This window comes from Gemella sp. zg-1178 (genome assembly GCF_018790995.1).
Lineage (GTDB): Bacteria > Bacillota > Bacilli > Staphylococcales > Gemellaceae > Gemelliphila.
Map to the genome: position 1 here is coordinate 1 of NZ_JAHKEI010000010.1, position 17000 is coordinate 17000.

At 27.0% G+C, this 17000-nt stretch carries 14 protein-coding genes; 12 read left to right on the top strand and 2 right to left on the bottom strand.

What is annotated here, in order from left to right; translation table 11 throughout:
- The 5 genes from KMP12_RS04035 to KMP12_RS04055 form a co-directional block, all read left to right on the top strand.
- Positions 1-998 (top strand): hypothetical protein (locus KMP12_RS04035; RefSeq protein WP_252344698.1); only part of this gene is annotated, 998 nt, incomplete at its 5' end.
- On the top strand, positions 991-2358 hold the full coding sequence (locus tag KMP12_RS04040) for a DnaD domain protein (protein ID WP_215756463.1): 1368 nt from the start codon (positions 991-993) through the stop codon (positions 2356-2358). The genes KMP12_RS04035 and KMP12_RS04040, both read left to right, overlap by 8 nt.
- Positions 2358-3239: a primosomal protein DnaI gene (dnaI, locus tag KMP12_RS04045; RefSeq protein ID WP_215756464.1), complete on the top strand. Its 882-nt coding sequence runs from the start codon at positions 2358-2360 to the stop codon at positions 3237-3239. Before KMP12_RS04040 ends, dnaI begins: the two co-directional genes overlap by 1 nt.
- Before the next feature lie 307 nt (positions 3240-3546).
- Complete coding sequence (gene thrS, locus KMP12_RS04050; protein WP_215756465.1) at positions 3547-5490, top strand: threonine--tRNA ligase; 1944 nt, start codon at positions 3547-3549, stop codon at positions 5488-5490.
- Positions 5491-5492: 2 nt separating this feature from the next.
- A complete protein-coding gene (locus KMP12_RS04055; protein ID WP_215756466.1) occupies positions 5493-6080 on the top strand; it encodes a peptidylprolyl isomerase in 588 nt (195 codons plus the stop codon).
- Between the two features lie 34 nt (positions 6081-6114).
- Here the strand turns inward: KMP12_RS04055 and glnA are convergent, their stop codons facing one another.
- Both glnA and KMP12_RS04065 read right to left on the bottom strand, forming a co-directional pair.
- Positions 6115-7443 (bottom strand): type I glutamate--ammonia ligase, encoded by a 1329-nt coding sequence (gene glnA, locus KMP12_RS04060; protein ID WP_215756467.1) that lies wholly within the window; start codon positions 7441-7443, stop codon positions 6115-6117.
- A 23-nt stretch (positions 7444-7466) separates the two neighbouring features.
- The gene (locus KMP12_RS04065) at positions 7467-7841 is read right to left on the bottom strand and encodes a MerR family transcriptional regulator (protein WP_215756468.1); all 375 of its coding nucleotides are present in this window, start codon (positions 7839-7841) and stop codon (positions 7467-7469) included.
- 435 nt (positions 7842-8276) lie between these two features.
- Between KMP12_RS04065 and KMP12_RS04070 the strand changes: the two genes are divergently transcribed.
- The 7 genes from KMP12_RS04070 to topA all read left to right on the top strand — a co-directional run bounded on the left by KMP12_RS04070 (position 8277) and on the right by topA (position 16997).
- A complete protein-coding gene (locus KMP12_RS04070) occupies positions 8277-9899 on the top strand; it encodes a putative polysaccharide biosynthesis protein (RefSeq protein ID WP_215756469.1) in 1623 nt (540 codons plus the stop codon).
- Position 9900: 1 nt separating this feature from the next.
- Positions 9901-10605 (top strand): pseudouridine synthase, encoded by a 705-nt coding sequence (locus tag KMP12_RS04075; RefSeq protein ID WP_215756470.1) that lies wholly within the window; start codon positions 9901-9903, stop codon positions 10603-10605.
- A gap of 10 nt (positions 10606-10615) precedes the next feature.
- Positions 10616-12004, top strand: a complete 1389-nt coding sequence (pepV, locus tag KMP12_RS04080; RefSeq protein WP_215756471.1) for a dipeptidase PepV — start codon at positions 10616-10618, stop codon at positions 12002-12004.
- Positions 12005-12312: 308 nt separating this feature from the next.
- A complete protein-coding gene (locus KMP12_RS04085) occupies positions 12313-13086 on the top strand; it encodes a phosphotransferase family protein (protein WP_215756472.1) in 774 nt (257 codons plus the stop codon).
- A gap of 195 nt (positions 13087-13281) precedes the next feature.
- Positions 13282-14061 carry a TIGR01457 family HAD-type hydrolase gene (locus KMP12_RS04090; RefSeq protein WP_215756473.1) on the top strand — a complete coding sequence of 260 codons (780 nt, stop codon included), beginning with the start codon at positions 13282-13284 and terminating at the stop codon, positions 14059-14061.
- 24 nt (positions 14062-14085) lie between these two features.
- Entirely contained in the window at positions 14086-14847 is a 762-nt protein-coding gene (gene map, locus KMP12_RS04095; RefSeq protein ID WP_215756474.1) for a type I methionyl aminopeptidase, read from the top strand.
- 83 nt (positions 14848-14930) lie between these two features.
- Positions 14931-16997, top strand: coding sequence for a type I DNA topoisomerase (gene topA / locus KMP12_RS04100; protein WP_215756475.1), 2067 nt, complete (start codon positions 14931-14933; stop codon positions 16995-16997).
- Positions 16998-17000 lie beyond the last annotated feature (3 nt).

The following is a 17000-nucleotide window of genomic DNA, read 5'->3' on the forward strand; positions in this document are numbered from 1 at the left end:
ATATTATGTATCTTGAAGATGAAAAATTATTAACTATAACTCAAAAAAATAAAAAAAGTATATTAGAAGCATTAGAAAAAATAAATTCTACATTTAATGAACTTAATATAAAGGTAGCTTATATTAAAATACTTAATAATTTACTCAAATTTAATAAAGGAATAGAAAACTATTTTTATTCTAAGAAACCAGGTTATAATACTATATTTCAAAAAAGAATTGATCAAAATGATGATAGTGAATATTTATTTACTAAAATCAAGGCAAGTTTAAAATCTGACTTTAATTTAGAAGGTTTTAACTCATTAGAGGCTGAGAAATTTTTTAACATAATTGATGAAATTGAAAGTAATATTTTATTATTATTTAAAGATGAAGAAGTATATGAATTTAATAATTATCTTATAAATTTGATTAATGATAAAAAATTAGATGATTTTATTTGGTTAAATACTATTTATAATTTATATAAAGAAAATCAAAGCATCCGCAATATAGTAAATGATTATAGAACATTTAATTCTATTGAATTTTCAGATTTATATAAAATGTATTTATTTGTAACAGATTATAATATTAATGAACTTTTATTTATAGGTGAATCTAAAGTAATTAGTGATGAATATTTATTAGATGTTAATAAGTTTTTTAACTATATGTATGATTTAGTTGAAGATATGAAAAATTTTGTTGCAAAAGAGAATAAGAAAGATATATTAAGCTTTGATTCTAAATTCAATACATATACTAATATAAAAACTCCTACTAAGAGTGAATTTATTTCCATAGTTAGAAAAATATTTGTAGTTATGAGAGATTTATATGAGAATGATAATACTAAATTATTATTAGATAATGTTTATCCTGTCTTAGTTAAATCTTTTTACGCTCCACTAAAAAATAACGTCAAGATAAAATATGAATTTAATGAAGATTTTATTTTTGCTTTAGAGTATATTCAAATAATTATTGAAGTTATGAGTGATACTGATGAATAATTCCTTGCAAGAAAAAGATTATTATTTAGTATATAATGATTATTACAATTTTGATTATTCTAAAGAACTAAATGTTTTATACTTACCTTTAATTGGTGCAAACGCTATAAAAATTTATGAATTTCTTGCTACTAAACTTTTAAATGATAAGAATATGACTGTTAATTCCATTCACTATGAACTTATTGATATGTTGGGGATAAATATTAAACAATTTGTTCTTATTAGAAAAAAATTAGAAGCTCTTGGATTGTTACAAACATATTACTTTGAGAAAGATAATAAAAAATTCTACATATATAAAATTCTTAGACCACTTAATTTTTACGAATTTTTAAATAATACTTTGTTGTCAGAATTATTGCAAAATGCTATTGGTTATGAAGCATACACATTAATTAAAGATAGATTTAGTCTTAATAAAGTTTCATTCGAAAATTTTTTAGATATTACAGCTAAATTTTCAGAAGTTTATTCTGATGAAGAAGTAGAATATAATATAAATAAAAATTCTAAAATAAGCTATGGTCCCAATTTAGACCAATATTATTTTGATTTTTCAAAATTAAATTATCTACTTAGTAATAAGTATTTAGATGTGATATTAGAAGATAATTCAATTAAGAAGGATATTTTAAATTTAGCACATTTGTATAAGGTAAGTCCTGAAAATATGGCTGATGCTATTGAGCATTCTATTGAGGATATAACTTCTGGAACATCCATTAATATAGAAGTTTTGAAAGATTACTTAAATCAGTTATTTGTTACGGTAAAAAAACAAAAACCGCCTGTACTTGATAATATGATTAATAAACACTTGCTTGCTGATACATATAATCTTGAAAGAGAACTTGATGAAAAAGAAAAATTTGCCAAGTTACTAGATAATATTAATTATATAGAATTTTTAAATAGAAAATGGGGCTTAATTATATCTGAAATTGATAGCAAAAATATTATTTTTAAATTACAAGATAAATATAATCTTACATCGGGAGTCCTTAATGTTCTTTTAGATTATGCCCTAAGTGAAAGTAATTCTAAAGGATTACCTAGTTTTAACTATTTTGATAAAATTGCAAGTTCTTGGTCGTCAACTAAAATGGTTAGTGCTTTAGATGCAATTAATTTTGTAAATTCTCAAAGAGATAATTACAATAAAAATAAATTTAACAGAACAAAAAGTAAAAATTATAATAATCCAGGTAATTTTTCAAAATCTCATATTGTGCAAACTCCTGATTATATAAAAGAGCAATTAAATAGTTTGAGCAATGATACAAAATTAGAAACTAATAATGATAGTATTTCTCATGATGAATTTGAGAAATTTTTGAAGGAAAAAGGAATTAATTAATGAAAAAAATTTCTAGTATAACTAAGAGCTTTAGTGAAAAAATAAATGTAGAAGAATTTTTAACAAATAATATTTTAAAAGATAAGGATATTTTAAAATTTATAAAAAAAAATAATATTAATGATGAAATATTTGAAAATAATAAGCAGATATTTTTTGATTTTTATCTTAGCAAGAATAAGGCTAAAGAAATAGAATATTTACCAAAATTAAAGTATAATGATGGAACTGTTTATTTAGAATTTTCTGAAACACCTAAGCAAAAAAAATTAAATGAAGAAAGAAAATGGTCTAATAGAATTAAAACGGAATACATATCTAAAGGTATTTTATACTCTAATTTTGCTAATGTTTCTAAGAATATTAATAAAATAGAATTATCAAAAAAATTAATTGATATTTGTGATGAACATCTCGCTGGTAGACAAACACGAGGCATCTATGTTTATGGGAAAACAGGAATAGGTAAGTCATATTTAATGGGCTGTGTTTATAACTATTTAAAAGATAAGGGGAAAGAACCAGCAATAATTTATTTTCCGGAATTTGTTCGCAAAATAAAAACAATGATTTCTAGTGGTGATTATACTTATGTAATTGATAGTATAAGAGAACAAGATATACTTATTATTGACGATATAGGTGCAGAAAATATTACTGAGTTTGTTCGTGATGAAATATTAGTTCCTATTATAAATTATCGTTCTTCAGAAAATTTATTAACATTTTTCACGTCAAATTTAGGTATTGTTGATTTGAGCGATTTTCTTTCTGTTACTAAAAATACTATTGATGAAACTAAGGCTATGAGAATTTTGGACAGAATAAGATATTTAGCAAGTCCAATATATTTAGATTGTGATAATGAAAGAACAAAATAAAAAATTACCTCTTGCACAAAATTATTCTTTGTGGTAAAATCATTAGCATAATATGATTATACAAAAAGGACACGATGATAAAATCACTTATTAAAGAGAGAGTATGGTGCTGAAAATACTTATAAGATTTTATTCATTACTACCTTGTAATTTTAATTGTATAAAGTTTTACGAGCTTTAATCGTTAAATGAGGAAATTTTTATTTCAAAAATGGGTGGTACCACGATATTTATTCGTCCCTATCTAGTTATAAACTAGGTAGGGATTTTTATTTTTATTATAAAAAAATTTTAAGGAGATTATAAAATGGTAAAATTAATATTTCCAGATGGGAACATAAGAGAGTATGAAAATAAATCAGCTTTAGAAGTAGCTGAAAGTATTAGTGTAAGTTTGAAGAAAAAAGTAGTTGCTACTAAATTAAATGATGCTTATATTGAATTGGAAAAACCTATAGAAGAAGATGGTTCTTTAAAATTAATATTGGCAGATGATAAAGATTCTGACGCATTATATGTTTTACGTCATTCGTCTGCCCATTTATTAGCACAGGCATTAAGAAGATTGTACGGAGAAAATGTTTGTTTCGGAGTTGGACCTGTTATAGATGGTGGTTTTTATTATGACTTTGACTGTGAATATAAAGTAAATGAAGAAGATTTACGCAACATAGAAAAAGAGATGAAAAAACTTATTTCTGAAAATCATAAAATTGAAGGTAGAGTAGTTTCAAAAGAGGAAGCGTTAGAAATATTTTATCACGACCCATACAAAATTGAACTAATAAATGATTTACCACTAGGTGAAGAAATTACAGTATATAAGCAAGGTGAATTTACTGACCTTTGTCGTGGTGGTCATGTTCTATCAACATCAAAAATTAAAGAATTTAAATTGTTATCAGTTGCTGGTGCATACTGGAGAGGAAATAGTAATAATAAAATGTTGCAACGTATATACGGAACAGCATTTTATAGTAAAGAATCTTTAGAAGACCATTTGAGAAAATTAGAAGAAGCTAAAGAACGTGACCATAGAAAATTAGGAAAAGAATTGGGAATATTTACAACAAGCCAAAAAGTAGGGGCAGGATTACCATTATGGTTACCAAACGGAGCAACAATTCGTAGAACAATAGAAAGATATATTGTAGATAAGGAAGTTTCATCTGGGTACGATCACGTTTATACACCAGTTTTAGCATCAGTAGATTTGTATAAAACAAGTGGACACTGGGAGCATTATCAAGAAGATATGTTTCCTAAAATGACTATGGACCATGAAGAAATGGTTTTACGTCCAATGAACTGTCCACATCACATGATGATTTATAAAAATGAAAAACATTCTTATAGAGAATTACCTATTAGAATAGCAGAGTTGGGTATGATGCACCGTTACGAAGCTAGTGGAGCGGTGAGTGGCTTGCAACGTGTAAGAGGTATGACGTTAAATGATGCCCATATTTTTGTTAGACCAGACCAAATAAAAGATGAATTTAAACGTACGGTTGCACTTATACAAGAAGCCTATAAAGATTTAGGAATAGAAAATTACAGTTATCGTCTATCATATCGTGATCCTGAAAATACTGAAAAATATTTTAACGATGACAAAATGTGGGAAAATGCACAATCAATGTTAAAAGAAGCGGCTGATGAACTAGAACTTAATTATGTTGAAGCAGAAGGTGAAGCGGCATTTTATGGACCAAAATTAGATGTTCAAGTAGAAACAGCCATAGGAAAACAAGAAACATTGTCGTCAGTTCAGTTAGACTTTTTACTACCAGAACGCTTTGAATTAGAATATGTAGGTGAAGACGGAAAAATGCACAGACCTGTGGTAATTCATCGTGGTGTAGTTTCTACTATGGAACGTTTGGTTGCTTTCTTATTAGAAGAATACAAAGGAGATTTGCCAACTTGGCTAGCTCCTAACCAAGTTCGTATAATTCCTGTAAACAATGACTATCACTATGAATATTCTAAAGAAATTTTTGAAGATTTGAAACGAAATGGAGTAAGAGTTTCAATAGATGATAGAAATGAAAAATTAGGATATAAAATTCGTGAAGCAGCAAATAAAAAAATTCCTTACACAATCGTTATAGGAGACAAAGAAGTAGAAAATAAATCTGTAAATGTAAGAACATTTGGTTCTCAAGAACAAAAAATAAAATCTTTTGCTGAATTTAAAGAAAATATATTAAAAGAAATTAGTGAAAGAAAAATTAAAAAAGAGGCGTAGAAATGACTTTATCACAAAAAATAAAAACAATTCAAGATGGAGAAAGAAAAGTAATAATTAAAACAACTAAAGGAGATATGACTTTTAAATTATTTGAAAAAGATATACCTAAAACTGTAGAAAATTTTATTACTCATGCCAAAAATGGTTACTACAATGGAATTATATTTCATAGGGTAATTAAGGATTTTATGATTCAAGGAGGAGACCCAACTGGTACAGGAATGGGTGGTGAGTCTATTTGGAATTCTCCTTTTGAAGATGAATTTTCTCCAAATTATTTTAATTTTTATGGATCCTTATCTATGGCTAATTCAGGACCGAATACAAACGGAAGTCAATTTTTTGTTGTCCAAGCAAAACATGTTGATAGTATGATGTTATCACAATTAGAAGCTGGGGGTTGGTCAAAAGAGGCAATCGAAATATATGCAGAGCAAGGTGGTACTCCTTGGCTAGACCATCGTCATACAGTTTTTGGTCATATCATTGATGGTGTAGAAGTTTTAGAAAAAATTGCTAACGTTGAAACAGGATTTCAAGATAAACCTATTGAAGAAGTATCAATAATAGAGCTAGTAGTAGAATAAAAAAATGAGAATATTATTCTCATCTTTTTTTATTTTAATATTGTTTTAAATATTGTTCTACTTCCCAGTCGGTTACACGAGTTCTAAAAACATCCCACTCAATAGATTTAGCTTCTATAAAGTTTTGGAATATGTGGTCGCCTAAAGATTCTTTAATTATGGTAGAATCTTTAAGTTCTTTTAATGCAGTATATAAAGTTGAAGGTAGTTCATCAATTCCTTCTGCAATTCTTTCTTCTCTAGTCATTATATATATGTTACTATTTACTTCTTGCATAGGCTCAAGTTTATTTTCTATACCATCTAAACCTGCAGCTAATATTGTTGCCATAGCCAAGTATGGATTCGCTGCAGGATCTACTGAACGTATTTCTACACGAGTAGATTTACCACGTGAAGCAGGGATACGCACTAATGGCGACCTATTAGAAGTCGACCAAGCTACATAACAAGGAGCTTCATATCCAGGAACAAGACGCTTATAAGAGTTTACGGTAGGGTTACATATAGCAGTAAAACTACGGGCATGTTTTAGTATTCCAGCTATGAAATGATATGTTTCTTTCGATAATTTATTTTCAGAGTTTTCATCATAGAAACAATTTTCTCCATCTTTAAAAAGAGAAACGTTGCAGTGCATACCAGAACCGTTTATTCCGTATATAGGTTTTGGCATAAATGTTGCGTTTAATCCATGTTTACGAGCGATAGTCTTAACAATTAGTTTGAATGTTTGAATATTGTCGCAAGCACTTATTACATCTGCATATTTAAAATCAATTTCATGTTGTCCTGGTGCAACTTCGTGATGACTAGCTTCTATATCAAAACCTAAATTTTCTAATTCTAAAACTATATCGCGTCTTACATTTTCTCCTAAGTCAACGGGTGCAAGGTCAAAATAACCTCCATTATCATTCAAGTCTAAAGTAGGCTCACCATTTTCTTTTAGTTTGAATAAGAAAAATTCTGGTTCTGGTCCTAGATTTAGGGTATCAAATCCTAGGTCATTCATTTTTTTCAATATTCTTTTTAAATTTCCACGTGGGTCGCCTGCAAAAGGTTTTCTATCAGGAGTATAAACATCACAAATAAATCTTGCAACTTTTCCATATTCACTATCCCATGAAAATACTAAAAAAGTATCCAAGTCTGGATAAAGATACATATCACTCTCTTCAATGCGCACAAAACCTTCAATAGATGAACCATCAAACATCATATTATTATCTAGAACTTTATCGATTTGACTTACAGGAACTTCAACATTTTTTATAGTTCCTGTAATATCAGTAAATTGCAATCTAATGTATTTTACATTTTCCCTTTTAATTGTCTCTAGTATTTTCTGTCTTTTTGACATAATAAAATCTCCTTTTAATATTTTTATTTTTTATTATTATAAAACCTAGAAAGGTCGCCACGACCAATAGATTGTTCTCTATTTGAAGCGTTTGGTCCAATAAATATATCGTTATGAATAATTTGTCTAATTTTATTTATTTCTGAAGAAACTTTTTTATTATTAATTATTTCATCAACAGCCTTTATACTAAAACCTTTATTCAATAATTCTTTTATAGACAATAATTTTTCAACATCATTTATCGAAAATAATCTTGTATTTCCTGGAGTTCTTTCAGGATTTATAAGTTTTTTATCTTCGTAGTAACGAATTTGTCTAGCAGAAAGTTGTGTTATCCTTGTGACAACACTAATTGACAAGGCAGGTAGATTTTTTTGAAAATCTTTAAATCCCATAATTTCACCTTCCTATCTATATTTACAAAGGTATAATAACATAAAAAATATATAAAGTAAAAGTATATGTTAAATAATCTAACATTTTATTTTAGATTTTAATGAAATATTTTTATAATTGACAGAAAATTTTATTATTAAAAAATATAATTAGTGTAAATTTATTAAAAGTATGATAAAATGAATCTAATAAAATTTTATTGTGGAGGAAAATATGCTATTTGTGCTAAGTACTATATTAGTTTTTTTACTTACTTTTATTTGTTTTTCAGCCCTATATGTAATTTTAGTATCGAATAAATTTATTAATAAAAAAAGATTTGATAGATTATTTAGATTAATTTTAGTATATAGTGTATTTGTTACCCTTGTATATATTTTCCAATATTTGTATATTTAAAGGTTAAATTTTAATAGTGTTTGGAAGTGAATAATTTGAAAAAAGATTCCTTGTTTAAAGGAACATTTATTTTAAGTCTAAGCTTAATTTTAACAAAATTAATAGGTTTAATTTATATTATTCCCTACTATAGTATAGTGGGTGGTAAACCTAATATGATTTTGATAAATTATGCTTATAATTATTATGTATTATTATTAGAATTGTCTGCTGCTGGTATTCCCCTAGCAATATCAAAATTAATATCTAAATATAACGAAATAGGTAATTTTGAAAAAAGTAAAAGAATAGCAAAAACTGGTTCAAGTATTTTACTTGTATTTGGAATAATTGGATTTTTTATTTTTATTTTTGGTGCTAAGTATATGGCTGCATATACAATATCTACCGTTGATGTACCATTAAGATATACAGTAGAGGACTTGGAGTTAGTAATTCAAACTTTAAGTTTAGCAGTTCCTTTTGTTATGATAAATGGAGGTTTGCGTGGTATTTTTCAAGGTCATGAAATTATGCTTCCTTCAGCAATATCTCAATTTTTTGAACAGGTATTTAGAATAGCTGTTATGATGCTTGGAACTTATATAGTAATGCAAATAACAAAAGGTAATGTTGTATATGCAAATGCTATGGCAACTTTTGCTTCGGGTATTGGAGCCATAATTGCAGTGCTTATTTTATTATATTATTATGTAAGATTTAAAAACAATTTAGATTTTAATAATTATAATGATATTGTTTATAAAAAAGAAAAGACTGTATCTATAATTAAAGAAATATTTTCTGTTTCTGTCCCCTTTGTTATAGTATCATCATTTTTTTCTATTCTAACTTTGATAGACCAAAATACTATCATACCTGCTATGGATATATTGGGAAAAGCTCAAATTGGAGAAGACCAGTTTAATGTTTATAATAATTATATTAATAAATTGGTTATGATTTCTGTTTCTTTAGCACCGGCACTGACAGGGGCGTTTTTACCTGCTATTACAAGACTTTATGTCAATAAAAAGACTGACGAGGTTAGTATTCAAATCAATAAAGTTATTCTAGCCTTATTGATGATAGTAATGCCATCTCTTTTTGGCATGTATATACTAACAGAACCTATCTACGTTTCTTTTTATGAATTTGACCTTGAGGCTTTTTATTTGATGAGAATATATATACCATTAGCCTTATTTTATTCTGTGTATGGAATTACGAGTATCATAATGCAAGCCATAGACAAACAAAGAATAAATATCTACACAATAATTGTAGGAGTATGTTTTAAATTTTTCTTAAATGAGAAATTTATATTACACTTTGAAACAGAAGGAGCAATATATTGCTCAATTCTAACCTATATTTTGATGATATTTTTAAATTTTGTAGTTATAGAGTATGAGATAGGTTTAAGAATTAGGGAATTTGCTAAGAATTTTATAAAAATATTAATTTCTTGTTTTATAATGAGTTTTGTTATTTTAGCAATTTATGATTCGATAATATCTAATTTTAATATACATTTTAAAATAGATAGTTCTATTCTAGTTGCTATTTGTGCTGTATTTGGAGTAGTTATTTACTTTGTAGTTTTAAGTAAAAGTAAATTTGTAAGATATTTATTTGGCAAAAATATAAACTTAAAAACTATACTAAGGAGAGGATAATATGAGATTAGATAAATATATTAGTTCTTGTACAACTCTTAGTAGAAATGAAGTGAAAAAAGTTATAAAAAAAGGTGTATTAGTCAATAATATTCTTATCAAATCACCAAATTTTAAGGTTAATGAAGATGACAAAGTTCAAGTAGATGGAGAAATACTAGAATATAGAAAATATATTTACATAATGTTAAATAAGGAAAAGAATGTTGTAAGTGCCACACAAGATGCTAGAGATAAGGCGGTAATTGATTATTTAAGTGATAAAGATAAAATTTTAGCCACTTTTCCAGTCGGCAGACTAGATAAGGATACAGAGGGTTTAATACTTCTTACTAATAATGGAGATTTAGCACATAATTTATTATCCCCCAAGAAAAATATTGATAAAAAATATTATGTAGAAGTGGATGGTCAATTAAATAGTAGTATAGTAGATTTATTTTTACAAGGTGTACATATCGGAGATTATAAGTGTAAAAGTTCTAAGTTAGAAATTATTTTTTCTTCTGAAGAAAAAAGCAAAGCTTTTATTACTATATCCGAAGGTAAATTTCATCAGATAAAAAGAATGATGAAAGCAGTTAATTTAAATGTTATATATTTAAAAAGACTTACTATTGGAAACTTAGTATTAGATGAAAATTTAAAACTAGGTGAATATAGATATTTAACAAAAGAAGAAATAGAAAAAATACAAAATAAGTGAGGTAAATAAGATGAATATTAATTTTAAAGAAGAAGCCCTAAAATACAAAGAAGATTTATTAAAAGATTTGTTTGAACTTTTAAGAGTAGAGTCATATACTGGAGGAGAAATAAGTAAAGATGCTCCTTTTGGAAAAGGTCCAAGAGCAGGTTTGGATAAAATCTTGTCATTTGGTCAGCGTGATGGATATATTACTAAAAATGTAGGTAATGTTTCTGGACATATAGAAGTAGGAGAGGGTCAAGAAATTTTTGGTATATTAGGACACGTTGATGTAGTTCCTGCTAATCCTAGTGAGTGGGTATCAAAACCTTTTGAACCAGAAATTCGAGATGGTAAAATTTTTGCTCGTGGTGTCCTTGATGATAAGGGACCTACTATGGCAGCCTACTATGCAGTGAAATTACTTGATGACTTAGGTGTTGATTGGAAAAAACGTATTAGGTTAATAGTTGGAACAGATGAAGAAGTAGGATTTAGATGTGTAAAAAGATATTTTGAAACTGAAGAAAGACCAGATTTAGGGTTTACACCTGATGCTCATTATCCAGTAATATATGGAGAAAAAGCACACGCTAATTTTAGATATGATTTAAAATTTGTAAAAGATGAAAGTTTTTCAGATTTCAAATTACTGTCATTAAATTCTGGGCTAGCTAAGAATATGGTGCCTAGTGAAGCTATTGCAAAATTATCTGGTGATTTTGCTAAACTAGAAGAAAAATTAAAATCTTATTCTTACGATAATTACAAAGTAGAAGATGGTCAAGAAATAACTTTAATTTTTTATGGCAAAGCTGCTCATGGTTCTACTCCTGAATTAGGACTTAATGCTGCAACAATTATGGCAGAATTTTTAAATGCCTTATCACTTGATGTAAATGGAAAAAATTATGTAGAACACATAGCCTTGAATTTAGCAAATGACCCATTCGGAGAAAAGTTAGGTTTGAAATATAGTGATAATGAAATGGGAACAGCTACTTTTAATTATGGTATTTTTAAATATGATTTAGAAAAACAAGTTGCTAGTATAGAGACTGATACACGCTATCCTGCAAAGTATGATTTAGTATCAAAAGTAAATGCTTTATCATTTGAAAATTTTGATATTGACCTTTATGCTAATAAGGGTGCTCACTACGTTCCAAAAGAAGATGATTTAGTTCAAACTTTACTTTCTGTTTATAGAAAACATACTGGAGATTTTGAAAATGATGCTATGGTTATAGGTGGAGGAACCTATGCTAGATGTATGAAAAAAGCAGTAGCTTTTGGAGTTTTATTACCAGGAAGAGAAGATACAATGCACCAAGCAAATGAATATGTGTTTGTAGAAGATTTGTTACTATCAGTTGCAATTTTTGCAGAATCTATTTATGGAATTTGTTGTGAATAATATAAATAAAAAATCAGTGTAGATATAAAAATCTACACTGATTTTTTCATACTAATTATAAAAAAATAAAACTTTACTTTTAAATTTATTTTTATTAAAATATTTTTTTTAAATATTTATTTTTAAAATAATAACTTATTATAATAAAGTATAAAGAGAAAATAATTATTTTTTTTAATAAATAGTAATAATATTTTTGAAAATTTTAAGTTTAGTTTTAGAGATGTTATCTTGAAAAAATTAATTAAAAATTGTAAAATAGTAATGCATTATTAAAGAATATTATTAATTAGGAAAGGAGTGGTATTTTGGCTAGAGAATATTATCAGATGGGTTGGACGCTAGGTGAACAATACGAAGAAGATTATTATTTTTCAAGAGAAGATAATAAGTATTTTATAAAGAAAAATACCACTCCTTTAATAGCTACCTTATCCGCAGAAAAGATAGTTCCTAAATTAAAATGGACTAGAAGGCTTAGTAATGGTGATGTTATAATTGCTCAAGATTTTGAGAATGGTCGTACTCTTTTAGCAGATGAAATGACTGACCCAAGAATACCTAAAATACTTAGTAGAGTTCATAATTCTGTTAAGATAAAAAAATTGATGCAAACTCAAGGTTTTAAAGAAACCACAGCACTTAGTTCTTTGAGAAATCTTGAAAAAATATTGTCAGAAGAACTACTTAGAAATAGTGATATTGCTATGGTATTTAATTATTTAAAAAATAATGTTCCTATTACTGAAACTTTTTCTCCTTGCCATGCTGATTTGCACAAGGATAATTGGTTATTATCAGATAGTGGAAAGTTGTTTTTAGTTGATTGGGAGCAGTCTATACTTGGAGATGCTGCCATAGATATTTCATTTATTTTGTATCGTTATATTCCTCAAAAAGATTGGGATTTATGGCTTGAAAGCTATGGAATAAAATCAAGTTTAGCTTACAGGTTGAAACTTAAATGGTATATGTCTTTTCAGTCCTTAGTAATGGTTGTTTGGTATCATGAAAAACAACAATTCGCTGAAATGAATGAATGGTTATTATTTATCAATAAAATATTTTTAGAATATGTATAAGAGATATATAAAAATATCTCTTTTTTTGTTAATAAAAAATTATTAATATCCTATTTTGATATTTAAAGTATAGCAGTAAATTATGATAAAATGATTTATTTTAAATTTTTTATTTTATATTTTTCAAAAAAATTTTAATTTATTTATCTGGCTATGTTATAATTATGGTAATATTTTTATTTTGAAGGTGTAATAATGAAGATAAAAAAATATAGTTTATATCTAATAGATTTAGATGGAACAATGTATAACGGTAATGAAAAAATAAAATACGCAAAAGAATTTATTGATTATCTAAATTCTAATAATATAGATTACTTATTTTTAACTAATAATTCTACAAAAACAGAAAGTGATGTAGTTAAAAAATTAAAAAGTTTAGATATAGAAACTAGCGAAAAAAATATATTTACTTCATCAGAAGCAGCGGCTTTATATATGAAGAAAAAATCTTATAAAAAATCATATCTTATAGGAGAAGATGGTTTAAGAGAAACTTTATTAAGAAATGATATATCAATTACTAATAAAGATGATGCACAAGCTGTTGTTGTAGGTTTGGATAGAAATTTAACTTATGAAAAATTAAAACAAGCCTGCTTTATAATTAGGAATGGTGCAGAGTTTATAGGAACAAATCCAGACAAACTACTTCCCACAGAAGAAGGTATGGCACCTAGTAATGGAGGACAGGTAAAATATTTAGAGTATGTAACTGGTGTTAAACCTACTGTAATTGGCAAACCCAACAAGATTATTATGGATTTAGCTATTTCTAAATTTAATTATAATATGGAAGATATAGTAATGGTTGGTGATAATTATGATACGGATATTATGTCTGGAATAAATGCAGGAATAGATACCATTCATGTACAAACAGGAGTTACAATTAAGGAAGCTTTGAAAGCAAAAGCAAAACAACCTACATACAGTATAAAAAATTTGAGTGAATTAATAAATAATTTTAATTAAATTATAATATAAAGGAGCCAAATAATGATAATAACTAATGAAGAACAACTTGAAAAAATGAAAGAAATAGGTAGAATTTGTGCAATAATAAGAGATACAATGAAAGTAGCGGCAGTACCTGGAGTATCAACAAAAGAATTAGATAATATAGCAAAAAAATTATTTGAAGAGTATGGAGCAAGTTCAGCACCAATAACTGAATATGATTTCCCAGGTTATACATGTATATCACTTAACAATCAAGCAGCACACGGTATACCAGCAAATAATAAAATATTAAAAGATGGAGATTTACTTAATATTGATGTTTCTGGTTGTAAAGACGGATATTATGCAGATACTGGAGTATCTTTTGTAGTTGGTAAATGTGATAACGATATGAAGCAAAAAGTATGCGATGTAGCAAAAGAAGCATTTTTTGAAGGAGTTAAGTATGCCCAAGCAGGAAAAAAAATAAATCAAATAGGTAAAAATATCCATAAAAAAATAAAAGAACATAAATTGCAAGTAATAGAAAACTTAACAGGACATGGGATAGGAACAAGTCTACATCAGGAACCACAACACGTATTTAATTATTTTGACCCTTGGGATAATCTTATTTTAAAAAATGGAATGTGTTTAGCTGTTGAACCCTTTGTTTCTACAAAAGCAAAAGAAGTTTCTAATAGCGACAGAGATGAATGGGAATTGGTAACAAAAGATAACTCATTTGTAGCCCAGTACGAGCATACAATAATGGTTAGAGAAAATGAAGAACCATTTATTTTAACAAAAATAGATTAAAAATTAATTATAGGTAAGTGTTATTGACAATTTAAAAAAAATAAATTATCATACTTATTATAAAATTTTAGGAGAAAAATAAAATGGCTGAAAATTTAGTAATTGTCGAGTCTCCGTCGAAAGCTAAAACAATAGAAAAGTATCTGGGTAAAAAATATAAGGTAATTTCTTCAAAAGGACATATAAAAGATCTTCCAAAAAGTAGAATGGGTGTAGAGGTGCTTGACAAAGAAAATATCCAAGCAGACTACATATCTATAAGAGGCAAGGGAGATGTTATAAAGTTTTTAAAAAAAGAAGCAAAGGGTATGAAAAAAATATATCTTGCTTCCGACCCTGATAGAGAAGGTGAAGCTATTGCTTGGCACATATCAAGTATTTTAGATTTACCACAAGAAAAAAATAGAATAATTTTTAATGAAATAACTAAAGATTCTGTAAAAGAAGCGATAAAACATCCTAGAGAAATAGATGAAAATTTAGTTGACTCACAGCAGGCAAGACGTGTTCTTGATAGGTTGGTAGGTTATAATATTTCGCCAGTCTTGTGGAAAAAAGTAAAACCAAAACTATCTGCTGGTAGAGTTCAAAGTACAGCTTTAAAACTTATTGTTGATAAAGAAAATGAAATTCGCAATTTTATACCAGAAGAATATTGGTCTTTACAGATAGATTTTATTAAGGATAGAAAAATTTTATCTGCTAATTTTTATTCTTATGATGATGAAAAAATAAAATTAAAAACTAAAAAAGATGTGGATAAGGTAAAAAAATCTATTACTAGTAATGAATTTTTAGTAGTAGATGTTATAAAAGTAAATAAAAATAGAAATTCTCCTAATGTATTTACAACATCAACTATGCAACAAGATGCTTCTAGGAAAATTAACTTTAAAACTAGAAAAACAATGAGTCTTGCTCAAGAATTGTATGAAGGAATAAATCTTAAAAAGTTAGGAGGAGTTACTGGACTTATAACTTATATGAGAACAGACTCTACTAGGATATCAGATGACGCTAAAAATCAAGCATATAATTTTATCTTGAAAAATTTTGGAAAAGAGTATTGTTCTACTTCTGCTAAAAAAACTAAGGAAAATAAAAATATTCAAGATGCACATGAGGGGATTAGACCAACCAATGTTGAGTTTACTCCTGATAGGGTTAAAGAATATTTAAGTCCTGACCAATACAAGTTATATAAATTGATTTGGGAAAGATTTGTGGCTAGTCAGATGTCGGATGCTATTTATGAAACGACAACAACAACTTTTAAAAATAATAAGGTCATTTTTAAAGCTAGTGAATCTAAAATTATATTTGAAGGATTTTTAAAAATTCTTAATGACAAAGAAAAAGTTAAAAAAGTGGCAGAATTTGAAAAAGGAGAATTTGCCAAAATAAAAAATATTAAAGAGCAACAACATTTTACGCAACCACCCGCTAGATATTCAGAAGCAAGACTAATAGCGACGTTAGAAGAATTAGGTATAGGCAGACCATCAACTTATGTTACTATTATTGATACCTTGCAAAAAAGATATTATGCAAAAATAACAAATAAAGTTTTTTATCCTACCGAGTTAGGAGAAGTTGTTTGTAAAATGATAGCAGAATATTTTCCTGACATTATCAATGCTGAATTTACAGCTAATTTAGAAACTGATTTAGATAAAATAGCTGATGGTGAAATTAGATGGCAACATGCAATTTATAATTTTTATAATGATTTTTATAAAGATGTAGTCAAGGCAGAAAAAGAATTAGATAAGGTAGAAATACAAAAAGAATATACTGGTGAAAACTGTCCAGATTGTAGTTCGCCCTTGTTGTTTAAGTTAGGAAAATTTGGAAAATTTGTGGCTTGTTCAAACTTTCCAGATTGTAGATATACAGAGACAATACAGAAAAAAGTTGGTGTAACTTGTCCTAAGTGTAGTAAACACGAAATATTAGAAAAAAAATCAAAAAAAGGAAAAGTATTTTACGGTTGTGAATCTTTTCCAGAATGCGATTTTGTTTCTTGGGATAAGCCGATAAATAGAATTTGCCCTAAATGTAAAAACTTGTTATTTGAGGGTAAAAAATATGTATACTGTAATCAGTGTGATTACAAGGAAGATAGCAAAGAGAAAACTAATATGTTATAATAT